This is a genomic window from Olleya sp. HaHaR_3_96 (genome assembly GCF_019278545.1).
Classification (GTDB): Bacteria; Bacteroidota; Bacteroidia; order Flavobacteriales; family Flavobacteriaceae; genus Olleya.
Window position 1 is genome coordinate 157,549 of sequence record NZ_CP058987.1, and the last position, 16,275, is coordinate 173,823.

10 protein-coding genes are annotated in these 16,275 nt (G+C 34.0%); all 10 read right to left on the reverse strand.

From position 1 onward, the window contains the following. Positions 1–48: 48 nt before the first annotated feature. The 10 genes from H0I26_RS00710 to ruvB all read right to left on the reverse strand — a co-directional run bounded on the left by H0I26_RS00710 (position 49) and on the right by ruvB (position 16,235). Positions 49–858, reverse strand: coding sequence for a hypothetical protein (locus tag H0I26_RS00710; protein WP_218700587.1), 810 nt, complete (start codon positions 856–858; stop codon positions 49–51). Positions 859–969: 111 nt separating this feature from the next. Next, on the reverse strand, positions 970–1,695 hold the full coding sequence (locus tag H0I26_RS00715) for an energy transducer TonB (protein WP_218700588.1): 726 nt from the start codon (positions 1,693–1,695) through the stop codon (positions 970–972). A 57-nt stretch (positions 1,696–1,752) separates the two neighbouring features. Then, complete coding sequence (locus H0I26_RS00720; RefSeq protein WP_256935225.1) at positions 1,753–2,124, reverse strand: VanZ family protein; 372 nt, start codon at positions 2,122–2,124, stop codon at positions 1,753–1,755. Next, on the reverse strand, positions 2,117–2,497 hold the full coding sequence (gene gcvH, locus H0I26_RS00725) for a glycine cleavage system protein GcvH (protein WP_218700589.1): 381 nt from the start codon (positions 2,495–2,497) through the stop codon (positions 2,117–2,119). Before gcvH ends, H0I26_RS00720 begins: the two co-directional genes overlap by 8 nt. A 64-nt stretch (positions 2,498–2,561) precedes the next feature. Beyond that, positions 2,562–9,719 carry a cell surface protein SprA gene (gene sprA, locus H0I26_RS00730; RefSeq protein ID WP_411268235.1) on the reverse strand — a complete coding sequence of 2,386 codons (7,158 nt, stop codon included), beginning with the start codon at positions 9,717–9,719 and terminating at the stop codon, positions 2,562–2,564. A 51-nt stretch (positions 9,720–9,770) separates the two neighbouring features. Continuing rightward, positions 9,771–10,352: a Holliday junction branch migration protein RuvA gene (gene ruvA / locus H0I26_RS00735; protein ID WP_218700591.1), complete on the reverse strand. Its 582-nt coding sequence runs from the start codon at positions 10,350–10,352 to the stop codon at positions 9,771–9,773. Between the two features lie 58 nt (positions 10,353–10,410). Next, positions 10,411–12,702 (reverse strand): NADP-dependent malic enzyme, encoded by a 2,292-nt coding sequence (locus tag H0I26_RS00740; RefSeq protein ID WP_218700592.1) that lies wholly within the window; start codon positions 12,700–12,702, stop codon positions 10,411–10,413. Positions 12,703–12,803: 101 nt separating this feature from the next. Beyond that, positions 12,804–13,733, reverse strand: a complete 930-nt coding sequence (gene queG / locus H0I26_RS00745; protein WP_218700593.1) for a tRNA epoxyqueuosine(34) reductase QueG — start codon at positions 13,731–13,733, stop codon at positions 12,804–12,806. A gap of 81 nt (positions 13,734–13,814) precedes the next feature. Continuing rightward, a complete protein-coding gene (locus H0I26_RS00750) occupies positions 13,815–15,143 on the reverse strand; it encodes a cytochrome P450 (protein WP_218700594.1) in 1,329 nt (442 codons plus the stop codon). A gap of 69 nt (positions 15,144–15,212) precedes the next feature. Continuing rightward, entirely contained in the window at positions 15,213–16,235 is a 1,023-nt protein-coding gene (gene ruvB, locus H0I26_RS00755) for a Holliday junction branch migration DNA helicase RuvB (protein WP_101015368.1), read from the reverse strand. Between the last annotated feature and the right edge of the window lie 40 nt (positions 16,236–16,275).

The following is a 16,275-nucleotide window of genomic DNA, read 5'->3' on the forward strand; positions in this document are numbered from 1 at the left end:
AGTCGTTACCTGTAAAGATAACGACTTTAAATATTATAACTTTTTAACTTAATATCTTACTTCAAAAACTATTGGTAAGGAATATAGAACAGATACTGGTTCTCCACCTTGTTCTCCCGGTTTCATTTGCGGCACTCTACCAACAACACTATTAGCTTCTTTTTCTAAAGCTTTATGAGGAGCGCGAGTGTTTATAATCTCTACAATTCCAAATTTATTAATCCTAAAATTAACATAAATACGTTGAATCCCTTCTTTTAAGCCCAATTTAGCTCCTAAATCTCTATTAAATTTTTTCTGAACTAGTTTTGACAACTTCTCTGACATGCACTTTCTACGCTTATCATTGCTATTAGCACTTTCACAACCTGGATATACAGGTACCATTTCGACAAAATTAACATGGACTTCTTCTTTAGGCTCAACGACATTCAAAGCATTTTCGTCGAATGGTGTTTTAACCCCCTTAGGTTTTAGCGGTGTAAACACTTCTGACTCCAATTTACCCAGTGTTGTTTTTTCTTCAGGAGTCTCATCAGGAACAATCTTAACCTTATCAATTTTCACCGGTTGTTTTTTTAAAGGTTCTGAAGCTTCTACCGCATTTACCTCTACTTTAAAATTAGGGGCAAACATATACTCTTTTTCAACTTCTACCTTTGCTGTGTCAGGAATCTTAAAATCATTGGATTCAAAACGCATTTCTAAAGCACCATATGCAGCAAGTAAGCACATAATTAAACCTATTTGAAAATAAAGCGCTGTGTTTTTCTGCAAATTCGCTTCATGCTTTTGTGATTTCTGCACATTTTTCTCATTTTCACAACTAGAGTCGTGTCTTTTGTTTGAAATTTTCATAATATCTATAGTTTAAGCGTTAATATTATGAATAATTAACAAAAAGTATACCAAAACAAAAATCCCGCTACATAAATGTAACGGGATTATTAATATATATGGAAATATGTTTTACTCTACTTTAAAAGTAATAGGTAAACCGTAAGGTACATTTACAGCTTTACCCCTTTGTCTACCAGGTTTCATTTTTGGTAACTTTGCTATAATACGCTTAGCTTCCTGCTCTAACTTAGGGTGCGGTGCTCTTGCTTGAATATTAACAATATTACCACTCTTATCAATCTTGAACCCTACATTAATTCTTTTAATACCACTATCAAGACCTAAATCTTGTGCTAAATCCGCATTAAAATTCTTTCTTACAAATTTTCCGATTTTCTCAGACATACATTTTTTCTTCGCATCATTGTTTCCTGCACCTTCACATCCTGGATATACTGGTACGTTTTCAATAATAGAAAAAGGAACATCTATATCTTCCTCAACCTCTTCAACTTCTACATCAGCAACTTCAATCTCCACAACTTCTTCTTGTGTAGTTTCAGTAGACTCGATAATTGTTTCTTCAACATCCTCTTCATCTTCAACGACCTCAATAACTTCTGGCGCTGCCGGTGGTGGTGGTGGTGGTGGTGGTGTGTTTAATATCTCTGTAATTGGCACATCATCCTCATCATTCTCATCAAATTGCAACATTCCTATGTCAATCTCCGACTTATCTGTTGTCGTATAATTAAGTGTAACGTATGATAAAAATAGCATTAATGCTAATCCTACTGCAACGTAAAGCGAACTGTTACGTCCTACATTTGCTTTGGTATTTTTCTTAGATTCCATATCTCTTTTGTTTACTGAATGCTAAAATAACTATTTATTTGTTAAAAAAACAAGCTATTAGTCGTTTTTAACTTTCCTTAATGTTAGTAAATTAATTATAAACACTGTTACAACCGCTCCTATAACATTGGCTATAACGTCTTTATAATCTGCCTGCCTACTCTCTGTAAGTACCTGTTGTAATATTTCAATTAGTATGCCAAACACTACTGATCCAATAAAAGCCCTTTTTAAAGCTTCTATTTTACTTTTATTATAAAAATAATAAAACGTCAAAAACCAGACACTAGTAAATAGTACGTGTGCAAAAGCATGAATAACTTTGTCATTACCATGGGATAAATCTACAGCATTATTAATATTTATAAGACTTACCGTCATTAATAAAGCACTATATCCACAACTTACAAGTAATAAAAGTTTATGCACCAATAAGCGCTTTGTAATCTTCAGCCGACATTAGGTTATCCAACTGAGATGGATCTGTTACTTTAACTTTTACCATCCAACCTTCTCCATAAGGATCTGTATTCACTTTTTCTGGCTCATCTTCCAAAGCTTCATTAAAAGCAACAATCTCTCCTGAAACAGGTAAAAACAAGTCTGACACAGTTTTTACAGCTTCAACCGTACCAAAAACTTCTTCTGCCTCTAAAGTTTCATCTAAAGTCTCTACTTCTACATAAACAATGTCTCCTAATTCACTTTGAGCAAAATCTGTGATCCCAACTGTTATTTGGTCTCCTTCTACTTTAATCCACTCGTGGTCCTTAGTGTATTTTAAATCTGATGGTATGTTCATTATATATTTTATTTATTGAATTACAAATGTATTTAAATGAACCTTAAATTCAAACAATCAAATGCTAATTTCCGAAATTATATCTTAAAGTTAACCCCGAACGAATAGTTGTTTGAGGAAATGCAGTAGATATTGCATATTCTGAGAATGTATAATCAAAATAAAACAGTCCAGTTAAATTTTTACTAAAGGCATATTCTGCATTATACTTAAGCCCCCAAATAGTTTGTCCGTTGGTAATTTGATTATTATCTAAATCTAAATAACGTATAATCGTTTTATTATCTCTAACCGATACATCTGCAGACATTATTAAATCTGAAACGATTTTTGTCTTTGGTCCAGCTAATTTAGAATTTATAGTGACATCTTTAATACGATACCCTAAACCAACGACATATTCGTTACCCGAAATTTCTGTCATTAAATTATTATCAAAACTTAGTGATAGCATTCTATCTTTTCTCATTTCTAATAAAATTCTAACCGAATTTTTCATTTCCATATCAAATCGAAATAACGGACTAAACATCTCTGTCAATGTCACACTACTATACAAATGCTCGCTCTTAAAATTACCTGCTTGATCCAAATCATCTGCTGGTTGTGAATCATAATCTAAACCATAATCAATTCCATCATAATCTAGGTTGCTTCTAAACTGACCAATATTATAACTTGAACGGTATCCATGTGTTAAAGAGAAACGTTTAAATTTCTTTTTAAACCATTTCATTTTCATGAAACCAGAGTATTTAATATCCCAATTGGGGATCGGCACATTTCTTAAGGCTCCTAGTTTCGTTTTATTAGCACTTTGACCTGTGTACGCACTAACAAAAGCTGGCAACAAAACTTGTTGGCTTGTTTTCCCAAAACCTTTTGGGTATCCATCAGCATCAACATCATTTGGATCTGATCCATTTTGAGCTGCTAAACGTCTTGCAATCTCTAGTCTATTTGTTCTAAAATCGTCAAATGCTTGCGACCCTGTTTCATCACTTTTTCCAAACGCGGTTGGTAAAGTAAATGAGGAGATACTAAAGTTTCCGTATGTATTTGGTGTCAACGATAAATACTCATTATTTTCGATACGGTAATTTTCCGTATAGTTTTCTGCATAAGTTCTAAACCCAACTAAATCAATTTTAAAATCCTTAAAAGGTTCTAGATTTGCGGATAAGTCTAATTGTTTTGTTTGGTTTGTTGTGTATTGCTGATTAAAATCTGGAAATGCTGTTAACCATCCATTTCTTGCAGCGACATCTCTAACATCACTCTGGCTACCTAATGTATAGCCCACTGTAGGTTTTGCTGTTCCTAAAAATCCAGGAGTTTGTAAATACCCTGGTAAGTATGTTCCATTAGTTTCACTATAAACTGCTTGAATTCTTTTAATTGAAGTTAATACACTTATTCCAATGTTACCAATTTTTGAGCCAATACCATTACCTTTCTTTTTGGTCACCTCTTTTGCCTTGTCTTTAGCTGCTGTTGGCGGAGCACCACTTCTAGATCCTCTCGCCACTTTATTTGATTTTCTTTTTTTCTTGGTCGTGATACCTAAATATTTATAGAACTTATTCATATCTAAAGTCGAATTAATATTATGCGTATTACCGTTAGAAATAGTATTCCCTAAGTTATAAGTATTACCATCGTCCCCAACAAGATTACCGAATAAATCAGACCCTTTTTGCCACTGGAATAATCCAGAGTAGGAATAAGTTGCTTGAATAAAGCTTAAGGTTGGTATTTTATTGAATGGTAATTCATAATTAATACCAATTTGTTGTTGTTGACGATTTGGGTCCCCAAAATCAAAAAAGCCATCCCAAACATCTAAAAGCGGATCAGGTTCTCCATTAATAATATTATCCTTAAAATAATTTCTTATAATATTATTATTTGCTGAAGAATAACTAACTTGAAGTGACTTTGTCAAACTCCAATTAAGGTTATATTGATAGTCAAACGTGTAATTTCTTCTATATAATTCCTCTAACCCGATGTTACCATCTGCTAAATCTATATCTCTAAATTTTTGGCGATTAAATTGTCTATTTAAATCTGAATTAATAGCAATACTAGATGGTAGTGCGTTAAAATTTAAATCTTTTAAAAACTTCCAATACTTACCTGTAAATAAAGAATCATTTTTCTTGAAAGGTTCTATAATCTTAGGCTCAAAATTATAGCCATAATTAACACCTGCCCTAACTTGTTTATCCACCGATCTTTCTATCTCAAAATCACGATGTTCTAACTTATTATAAGAATAATTTACGGTTAGATTTTCTACATCATAAAAACTAGGTTTAGCCTCTCCCGTTCTAACCTTTCTAACTCCTATAAAATTAATACTCTTTCGTTTAGTATATTCCTCTGACTGTTCAAGTATATTATCTCGCTCTAAATCGTTTTCAGCTTCATCTAAGCGTGTATCTAATTCTATATCCTCATATTGTTGATCATATTTTGGTGTAACAACCTCCACACCTTGACCATAACTAAATGGTATTTTTATTCCCCATTTTTTAGGTAGTAATTGACCGACATTTACATTTGTAATAACATCATATTGTTTTACATCTTCTAGACTACGCTCACTTGGGCCTTGACTTACAGAACCAAATCCAGATGTACTCATTCTACCAGTAGCACTAACACTTGCAAAATCTGCCAATTGTGTATCAACAGTAACTATCGCAGCCCAACCTCCTTCGTTATCCAATTCCGACAAACGCAACTCGTTATACCAAATCTCTCCGCATTGTGAAACACTTGTTCCGTTTTTCACACCAACCATTAACGTCCTTATATCTCCAAAATTTGGATTTCCTTTTATACCTACACGCTCTTGTCCTAAAACGTGACCAGAAAACTCATCTGCAACAGGAACAAGGTCAGACCCCACGACATCGTAAAAATCAGCTACTCCATCCGTCAATGTCTGATTACTAATACCTAAAGATTTTATACGTTGTAAAACTTCTAGATCAATATTAATCTCATTGCCTTCAGGCCAATAAGCTTCAGCAGTTGCCCCACCATTATACACTTGTAATGGTATTTCTATTTGATAATAATTATCTGTTAAATCATTACCCATCCTAATAAAACCAACTAGCTCATTATCACCTAATCCTGGTGTTTCTCCTTCCCTAGCGTGCATAAACATACGTAGCTTTTTATACTGACGCATATCTACATTAATATTTTTATACACTCCACGAGAATCTTTAGCCTTTAAGTCACACACATCAACAACCAATGCTTGTTCGTTTTGACTTACTATTGTATTGTTATTGTTTAATTGCTCTGGCACAACACTTGGAGGAGAAATATAACTCCCCTCATTTTCTTGCGTACTTACAGCTCCAACAGTAAAATCTGTATCATCAAAATCCAAAGGTGTTGCCCCTCCGCTTAATGCCAACTGATAACGTCTCCAATCACTACGAACCAATTCTAATGACCCAAACCTTAAGGTTGTATTTTGCTCAAAATCGTTTAAATATAGTCTTGTAAATCTGATTGAACGCAAATCTGTAATTCCGTTTACAACAAACTCGTCATCCGTACGAATAGGAATTCTAAATTGATACCATTTTGGATATACAGTATCACCATTTGGTAACTCTCTAGGGTTGTTGTTGTCCGTAACATTTTTAGTGTCAACAATATATTCGTTATCTAAGTTTAAAGAAGCTGGTGTTATTTCAACTTCATATTCAAAATAACTATCAATAGTATTCATTGTGTTATCTCTATTGACATCTTCTACATCTGGTTGCGTTGTAGACCCTCTATTTGTATCACTAAAAGTGTCAGGAGAATTTCCATCTAAACCATTATAAAACTTATACCTTTCAAATAAATTACCATCTCCATTTAAATAGTAATTATAATTATCTTTTGCTGGATCCGCCAGACCTGCAAAACCTGAAGGAAAATTAGCTGCCTCTTCTCCATCATTATATCCATCAAATCCGACATCTTGATTGGTCCGTTCTTGCCCCGTGGTATCAAACGCATAAATTAGCGCCTGATTTTGAGGTACTACCGATTGAAAATCGGTTTGAGGTAATAAACTAATATTCCCATCCTGAGGAAGTCCATTCTCATATTGTTTACGACCATCTTTAAGTACATCCTCTGAGATATTACCTAAATTGATAAACAATTTCCCTCCTTGATTAGATGGGTTTTCTTGAAAAGGATCTTGCAACCAAAATTCGATATACTCGACATTAGCTTGTTCAAAATCTGTTGATGTAATTTGTCGTGTTACGCCACCCCAACTTGCTGCTGGATTGGAAATCGTTCCACTTTCTGTTCCTGGCTCAAAATTATAAGGTCCTCTCTCTTGTGGATAAAACGATAAATCTAAAGTATTTAATACTGATGTTTGACCTTGTGCAATGTCTTGTTCTGGAAATAATTCATTAACAAATACTCTACTGGTGTATAAACTAGACATGTCATCATCAGAAATTCCAGAAGGACGTTGACTACCGTAAAAAATAGGATCAATAGTATACCAGTTAAGCATTGCTCTACCATATCCATTTTCTATCCCATTATTATCCAATGACGTCGTATTATTTACATTTAGAGGTCGACTTGAAAGACTCCACGATTGCGAAGATTTAAGATCAATTCCATTTTGTGTCCCCTCGAAATCATCGATATAGGCAGTTGCTTCTCCGTTAAAATTTGTTCCTTTTGGAGCCCCTGGCAATAAGTATGCAAAGTCTCCTCTAACAGAAATATTAGAAGGTGCATCCGTATCAATATTTGGAAGTTTATTAACTAACCTAGATAAGAATGGTAATTCTGAAGAGTAATTAGCATTAAAACCAAGCATTGTATTATTGATTGGCTCACTATTATAATTAGCTTTTTGTGTAATTGGTCTTTCATTTAGATTTAAATACGTCGCCCCAATTACAAACTTTTCATTAAACTGATGTTCTACATTTAATCCAGTATAACGTTTCGTTTGTTGTCCAAAAATTGAATTGTTTTCAGTAGACACTTCAATAGGTATATTAGATGCTTTTAAACCTTCATCTATTATATAAACACGCCCTAATTGATAATTTACCGTATAATCTTGACCTTCTACTAAAGTACGCCCTCCTGCAGTAACCTGAACGGATCCTCTTGGCACATTAAACCCTCCAATAGGAATCCCGTCACCTCCCGAAGATTTATAACGTCCCTTTATTAAAAATTTATTCTTCTGTCCTTCATCTAAAGCTGCCGTTTTTGTCGCTTTATATAATAAATCGTAAACGTATTTTTCTTGATTTGCATTAGCATAAGTATCTGCTTCATAATCTGTCGCATTGTTACCACTGTTGGCATCATTATCTAGAACATCAAATAAATAACGTCCAAAAGGTTCTACTTTAGTAAACACTATTTTCCCATTAGCAGGTATTACTGTTATACCTGAGACAAAGTCAAAAAAGCCATCACCATTAGTTTGAGGATCATTATTGTAATTTAATTTATCAAAATTAAATAATCGCAATAATGTTGTTTGCTCAATTGGTTCACCATTAAAATCAACCCCAAATGGTGTTCCTTCGACAGGACTAATGTAATTAAGTGGTGCCGATTCGTTGTAAAATATATTTAACTTAAAATCTTCTTGTGTTAATTGGTAGGCTCCAGTATCATAGACGTTTTTCATCATTAAATCCCAGATAGGCTGAGAGACACTGGTGATACTACTTTTTAACAACTTTAATACTAATGCATTATTAGTCACATTTGTAACATCTCCATCACTATTAACATCAACATCTGTTGCACCAATACCATCGTTTGCAAATTCTCCGACTTGGAACACCTGACCTCCGACTGTATATTGATATGCTACTGCTAAAACCTCGTCATTATTTAAACGTTGATTTAATGAGATGTAACCTAATTGTGTATTTAAAGTATACTCTTGCCCTTCTGTAAGTTTTCTAGTATTTTCTTGTTTCGCAAAATCAAAACCTTCATTAAATCCTGAAATTGAAATTCCGTTTTGAACTGTAGCAATATCTCTTACCGCAACATTCAATTGCGATCCAGCATTACCAATATTGGTTGGATCCAATCCATTATTCCCGTTATCCGGAAACGCATTAGGCCCACCTGTAACAGCAACCCCTGGATTACCAATAACACCTGTTTCTCCTAAATCCTGAAAGGCTACAAAGTTTCTTACATTTTCAGTACGATTAGTTCTGTTAGTTACCCAAGCTTCAATTCTAGTAATTTGAATATTATTATTTATAAAGGGGTAATTTTCTAAAGCACTATCATAATTATTACGAAAGTATTGTGCTAAGAAAAAGTGACGGTTTTCATCATAATCTCTGATAAAAAACTCGAACTCATCAACAGTACCACCACCTTCTGCAATGACTGATTTTGCATCAGAACGCTGGTCCGAAAACACACCTGTTATTGTTGTTTTACCAAATTTTAATTGAGTTTTAACTCCAAATAAACTTTGTGCTCCAGAAATTAAAGAGTTAGTTATCGGCATACTAACGTTACCAACTTCTATCTTTTGAATGATATCATCTTCCGTAGGCGTATATTCTAACTTTATTAAATTCTGAAAGTCAAAAGTAGATTGTGTATCATAATTAGCTGTTACTTGCAATCTTGATCCCACTTTACCAAGCATACTTAAACTAATACGCTGATCAAAATCAAAAGAAAAATTTGTTCTATTTCTAGGAGAAAATGATGGATTATCTTGTTTAGTAAATAGAATTCCTAAATCCATCTCTACTGTACCTTGGGGTATAATTGAAATTGGACCTTCTCCAAAAATACTTTCAAAAAAACTGGAGTTAACATAAAACTCAGGGATTAAGTTTTTCTGAGCCTCTTCAGAACCTCCTTTTTTCCCATCGTAAGCATCAATTTTATCTTTGTAATACGATTTTTGATTTTGTCTTAAGACTAACGCTTGATATTCTTTAGGCGTTAAAATTATTGGGTAATTTATATTGAATTTACCAACTGACTCTGTATAAATATAACGATCGGTTACCGGGTCATAAGTATATTTAGACTCTATACTTGTCGGATTAGGCATATTGATCGTTCCTAAACTGAAACCCGTTTTGGTACTATCTTGCTCCGTTTCGTTTTCTTCCTGTCCAAAAGAAAGTGTTGACACTAGCAACGCAAATGCTGTTAGCAAAAAATGTTTAAGGGATTTATAAGAACTAAGTTGAGTTGTATTCAAAATATATTATAAATTTTTTAAGGCTAGTTTGATAATCGTTTCTACGTTAGCATCTGGTTGTGTCATAACAATTTTGTCCACGACTTTCTCGGCTTGTTTTTTAACAAATCCTAATACTTCTAAAGCAGATAACGCTACATCTTTACTTGTATTGTTCTTAGTTACAGAAACTTCATCAATATCATAGATTTTAAGAATTTTATCTTTTAAATCTATAATCACACGTTGCGCCGTTTTTATTCCGATACCTTTAATAGACTTAATTAAAGCGACATCCTCTATAGCGATACCTTCTCTAATTTGCTTTGGTGTTAAAGAAGACAACATCGTTCGTGCTGTGTTTGCTCCAATACCACTAACAGAAATAAGTAATCTAAATAGTTCTCTCTCGGCCAATGATGCAAACCCATATAAAGTATGCGCATCTTCTCTAATTTGAAGATGCGTATACAATTTTATTGCTTCTTGGTCTGGTATCTGTGAATACGTATGTAAGGAAATATTCAAGAAGTACCCGACTCCATTACAATCAATAACGACATCTGTCGGACTTTTTTCTACTAATTTCCCTTGTATATGTGTAATCATCAGTTTTTTACTATTAAGCTTCCAAATGTAAGAAAATTATTTATATCAAATAATCCTTCTATCGTTTTGCATTCTGTTCGAACTTCTCCTTTTGTTGTGCGTCAATAACTGCAATAGCAGTCATGTTTACAATTTCGTCTACACTAGCGTGTAACTGTAAAATATGTACTGGTTTGCGCATTCCCATCATAATAGGACCAACAGATTCTGCACTATTAAGCTCTTTTAACAACTTGTAAGTAATGTTAGCCGATTCTAAATTAGGAAAAATTAAAGTATTTACTTTTTTTCCAGCCAATTTAGAAAACGGAAAACTATCGGTTAACATTTGACTATTTAAAGCAAAGTCTGTTTGTAATTCTCCATCCACCAATAAGTCAGGATGTCTTTTATGTAAATAAGACACTGCTTCTCTTACTTTAGTGGCTGTTTGGTCTTTTGATGATCCAAAATTAGAATATGATGTCATTGCCATGACAGGTTCCATCCCAAACATTTTAACCACTTTTGCTGTCATTTGAGCAATCTTGGTTAAATCTTGTGCTGATGGATTAATGTTTATTGCTGTATCACTTAAAAACATAGGACCACGTTGGGTCATCATCACGTTAGTCGTTGCTATTCTTGTAGAACCAGGTGCTAAACCAATAAGTTCTAACATTGGTTTTACTACTGATGGATAATTACGAGAATATCCAGAAATTAATGCATCTGCATCTCCTTCATTAACCATCATAGCAGCGTAATAATTACGCTCTCTCATTAGTTTTTCTGCTAATAAAAACGTCACTCCTTTTCTTCTACGTTGTTCCCAGTATATTTTAGCGTATTTATTTTTTTGTTCTAATTGTTCGTCAGACTTTGGATCTATAATAACGACATCAGCATCAAACTCTAACTCTTCTTTTAGACGTTCAATCTCATCCTTTCTTCCTAATAAAATTGGAATAGCAATCCCTTCTTCATAAACAATTTGAGCTGCTTTTAAAACATCTAAAGAGTCTGCTTCTGTAAACACAACACGTTTAGGGTTTAACTTTGCTCTGTTTAATAATAATCTTACAATCTTATTATCATTACCTAATCGGTCTAGTAGTTGCTCTTCATATTTGTCCCAATCTTCAATTGGCTCTTGTGCCACACCACTTTCCATTGCTGCTCTTGCTACCGCTGGAGGTACCGTTGCTATTAAACGTGGATCAAAAGGTTTAGGTATAATATACTCTTTACTAAATGTCAAACGTGTTTCACCGTAAGCAATATTTACTTGTTCTGGTACTGGCTCTTTAGCTAATTCCGCTAATGCTTTTACCGCAGCCATTTTCATTGCTTCATTAATTTTAGTAGCTCTAACATCTAAAGCCCCTCTAAAAATAAATGGAAAACCTAATACATTATTAACTTGGTTAGGATGATCACTTCTTCCTGTAGCCATGATAATATCCTTACGCGTTGCAATAGCTAAATCATATTCTATTTCTGGATCTGGATTAGCCATAGCAAACACAATTGGGTTTTTAGCCATAGTTAACAACATCCCAGGAGTTACTATATCCGAAGTAGATAAACCTACAAAGACGTCAGCATCCATCATTGCTTCATCAATGGTGTCTATTTTTCTATGCGTAGCAAACTCAGCTTTTTGAGAGGTTAAATTCTCTCTATCATCTCTAATAACACCTTTACTATCTAACATGACCACGTTTTCACGTTTTGCCCCAAATGCTAAATATAATCGCGTACAAGAAATGGCTGCTGCCCCTGCACCACTAACTACTATTTTTACGTCTTCTATATTCTTTTCAGAAAGTTCTAAAGCGTTTAATAATGCTGCTGCAGAAATAATTGCCGTTCCATGTTGGTCATCATGCATTACAGGAATATCTAATTCCGCTTTTAACCGTCTTTCAATTTCAAAAGCTTCAGGTGCTTTGATATCTTCTAAATTAATTCCACCAAAAGTTGGTGCAATCATTTTTACAGTTTGTATAAACTCTTCTATATTTTCAGTATCTACTTCGATGTCAAAAACATCAATATCAGCAAATATTTTAAACAGTAATCCTTTTCCTTCCATCACAGGCTTAGAAGCTTCAGGACCAATATTCCCTAGACCTAAAACTGCTGTTCCGTTGGTTATAACGGCAACTAAATTTCCTTTTGCTGTATACTTATAAACGTTGTTAACGTCTTTTGCTATTTCTAAACACGGTTCCGCTACACCTGGCGAGTATGCCAATCCTAAATCCCTTTGTGTTGCATATTTTTTTGTTGGTACTACTGCAATTTTACCTGGTTTTGGCTTAGCATGATATACTAAGGCTTCACGACGTTTGCTTTGTTTACTCATAATTTCACTTTAAGTTTTAGTGAATTACAAATGTAAGGCTTTTACAAGAAAAGCGGTTACAAAAAATGTGGTTTGGACGTATCAATTTTGAATCTAAAACCTTATGCTTTCAAAAACTCGATATTACGTTTCAAGCCATTAAATTTAGTCCGTTTAACAGCTGATTTTTGGAAAACTTTTTTAAACACATCTTCGGTAATCTCTTCCCAATCCTTTTTAGTCATGTCCAATAACTCAGGATGTGGATTAAACAAAGGTTCTTTATGTGGTTTAGAAAACTTATTCCAAGGACATACATCTTGGCAAATGTCACAACCAAACATCCAATCGTCAAACTTCCCTTTCATGGTATTGGGCAATTGGTCTTTAAGTTCAATAGTAAAATAACTAATACATTTACTCCCATTAACAACATAAGGTTCTACAATAGCTGCTGTCGGACAAGCATCAATACAAGCGGTACAGGTTCCGCAATGGTCCGTGGTAGCATAATCGTAGTCTAAATCTAAATCAATAATTAGTTCTGCAATAAAATAAAAAGAGCCTGTTTTTTGTGTTATTAAATTACTGTGTTTTCCAATCCAACCTAACCCTGATTTAGCAGCCCAAGCTTTATCTAAAACGGGTGCCGAATCTACAAAAGCACGACCTGAAACTGCCCCAATTTCTTCTTGAATAAAGTTAGTCAGTGCTTTTAGTTTTGTTTTAATGACCTCATGGTAATCTTTACCATAGGCATATTTAGATAGTTTTGGAGCGTCACTGTCTTTTTGAAGATCTGACGGATAATAGTTTAATAATAATGAAATAACAGATTTAGAATCTTCAACCAGTTTTGTTGGATCCAAGCGTTTGTCAAAATGATTTTGCATGTAACTCATTTGTCCATGCATATTATTATTTAACCAGTTTTCTAATCTTGGTGCTTCTACCTCTAAAAACTCAGCTTTACTTATACCACAAGATAAAAAACCTAACCGTTGTGCTTCAGCTTTTATCTGTTTAGTGTATTTCGCCTTGTTTTCAATCATTTTTATTACAATAGTTATAAGACTTGTCTAAGACTAACGAGACAATTACAACACCATTACTAATTAGCGTTGCAAAAAAGGTTAGTTTCTTTTCTCTAATCTTAAAAAGGCATTTTTTGGCTTTAAAGTAATTAGCGGTGTAATGTCTATTTCATCAAATTTAGGTTGAATTTTATAATTTTTAACCAATTCTGTTACTGCAATAATCATCTCAAACATCGCAAAGTTATTTCCAATACATTTTCTTGGCCCCGCACCAAATGGAAAATATTGCGCAGAAAATTGTCGGCCGCCATCTGCAAAGCGTTCTGGAAAAAAGGACTCGGGATTGGTCCATAATTTTGGGTGCCTATGGATTTCGTAAACCGAAAACAATAAATTACAACCTGGTTCAAATACCATGTCATTAAAACGATCTGCTTCAACATTTACACGATCAATAAAATAAGCAGGAGGATATAATCTCATAGATTCCTCAAGCACTTGTTGACATATTTTAGAAGTAGACACGCGCGTCATTAAATCTGTGTCATCACCTCCCAGTTCACTCCATTCGTCATAGATTTTATCTTGCCATTCAGGATGTTTAGCAAGTAATTGAAATGTAAACGTCAATGCATTAGATGTTGTTTCGTGACCCGCTGTGAAAATGATTAATATTTCGTCAATCAATTGTGTTTCAGACATCCCTTTACCATCATCATATTTAGTTTCTAGCAACATGTCCAACAAATCATCAAAACGGTGTCCTGATGCTTTCCTTTCGGCAACAATCCCTTTTAAGATAGTTCTAGCTTCTTCCGATAATTTTAAATGTTTTTTTAAAGCACCTCCTATTTTGAACCACCACCCTAAATACGGTTGTCGTAACTCTTTAACTAGCATGCGTTGGTTAGCTTCAGTAATATACTGCAACCGTTCCATATCTTTACTATTTGCGGCTTGTGTAAATAAAGATTTTACAACAGTCTGAAAAGCCAAATCATTAAGCAGTGGGAATAAATCTATTGTTTTGTTAGTTTCAACTTTACTAAACTCAGAGATGATGGTATCTTGCATACCCGTTAATAAATTTTGCAATTGCTTTTTATGAAAAGCAGGTTGCATCATTTTACGTTGTTTTTTCCATTTATCCCCTTCTGAAGTCAGTAATCCTTCACCAACATACTTGACTAAATCTACAGTTTGAATTTTAGATTTAACATAGTTTCTTTGATTTTTCTGAAGGACATATTGCGCCAATCCAGCATCCCGAGAAAAATATATTTTAGAATTAAATCCTACATTCAGTTTAAAAACATCTCCCCTTTCCTCAAAATTCCTATTATGAAATGGTAATGGGTTTTTAAGGATTTCTAATGAATGCTTAATGAATTTTAAAAGTGAAACCTCTGGTATATTATTCTTCATTACTCTATTCTTTACATTCCTTTTTAATAACTAATGCGCTATTGAAACAACTTCTGCATGACATATAACTTAAAACAAGCCTCCCTGCGTTGGACCTTTTATTTTACCCAAATGCTTATAGGCTAATTCCGTGACTTCACGACCACGCGGGGTTCGCATAATAAAACCTTGTTGAATTAAAAACGGTTCATACACTTCTTCTATAGTTTCTGTACTTTCGCTTACTGCTGTTGCAATAGTTGAAATACCAACAGGTCCCCCTTTAAACTTTTCAATGATTGTAGACAATATTTTGTTATCCATTTCATCTAAACCATACGCATCAACATTTAATGCTTCAAGACTGTATCTCGCTATCTTAATATCAATACTACCATTTCCTTTTATTTGTGCAAAATCTCGAACACGTCGTAATAATGCGTTAGCAATTCTAGGTGTCCCACGACTACGTCCAGCAATCTCAATAGCTGCTTCCATAGAAATTGGCACATTTAAAATATCAGAACTACGTTGTATAATAGTCGTTAATAACTCGGTTTTATAATATTGTAATCTACTCTGTATTCCAAAACGTGCTCGCATCGGAGCTGTTAACAAACCAGATCTAGTCGTTGCACCTACCAGGGTAAATGGATTTAGATTAATTTGAACTGTTCTTGCATTAGGCCCAGACTCAATCATTATATCAATTTTATAGTCTTCCATAGCAGAATATAAATACTCTTCTACAATAGGACTTAAACGATGGATTTCGTCAATAAATAACACATCCCTTTCGTCAAGATTAGTTAACAAGCCTGCTAAGTCTCCTGGTTTATCCAAAACAGGTCCTGAAGTGATTTTTATACCTACACCTAACTCATTAGCCAAAATATTAGCCAAAGTGGTCTTACCAAGGCCCGGAGGTCCATGAAACAAAGTGTGATCTAAAGCTTCTCCACGAGCAACTGCTGCTTGAACAAAGATTTGAAGATTCTCCAACACTTGGTCTTGCCCTGTAAAATCATCAAAAGATAAGGGTCTTAATTGTTTTTCTACATCAAATTCTTCTGGTGTAAAATTTTCACTAGTTGGGTCTAAGTTTCCATTCATTAAATAAGCAATTGATCACTGATACTAATTCAGCATAAAC

What these genes read in the sequence shown, in the direction of transcription:
- H0I26_RS00710 (WP_218700587.1), bottom strand. Translation starts at nt 858, where the DNA reads ATGAAAATTTCAAACAAAAGACACGACTCTAGTTGTGAAAATGAGAAA.
- H0I26_RS00715 (WP_218700588.1), bottom strand. Translation starts at nt 1,695, where the DNA reads ATGGAATCTAAGAAAAATACCAAAGCAAATGTAGGACGTAACAGTTCG.
- gcvH (WP_218700589.1), bottom strand. Translation starts at nt 2,497, where the DNA reads ATGAACATACCATCAGATTTAAAATACACTAAGGACCACGAGTGGATT.
- ruvA (WP_218700591.1), bottom strand. Translation starts at nt 10,352, where the DNA reads ATGATTACACATATACAAGGGAAATTAGTAGAAAAAAGTCCGACAGAT.
- H0I26_RS00740 (WP_218700592.1), bottom strand. Translation starts at nt 12,702, where the DNA reads ATGAGTAAACAAAGCAAACGTCGTGAAGCCTTAGTATATCATGCTAAG.
- queG (WP_218700593.1), bottom strand. Translation starts at nt 13,733, where the DNA reads ATGATTGAAAACAAGGCGAAATACACTAAACAGATAAAAGCTGAAGCA.
- H0I26_RS00750 (WP_218700594.1), bottom strand. Translation starts at nt 15,143, where the DNA reads ATGAAGAATAATATACCAGAGGTTTCACTTTTAAAATTCATTAAGCAT.
- ruvB (WP_101015368.1), bottom strand. Translation starts at nt 16,235, where the DNA reads ATGAATGGAAACTTAGACCCAACTAGTGAAAATTTTACACCAGAAGAA.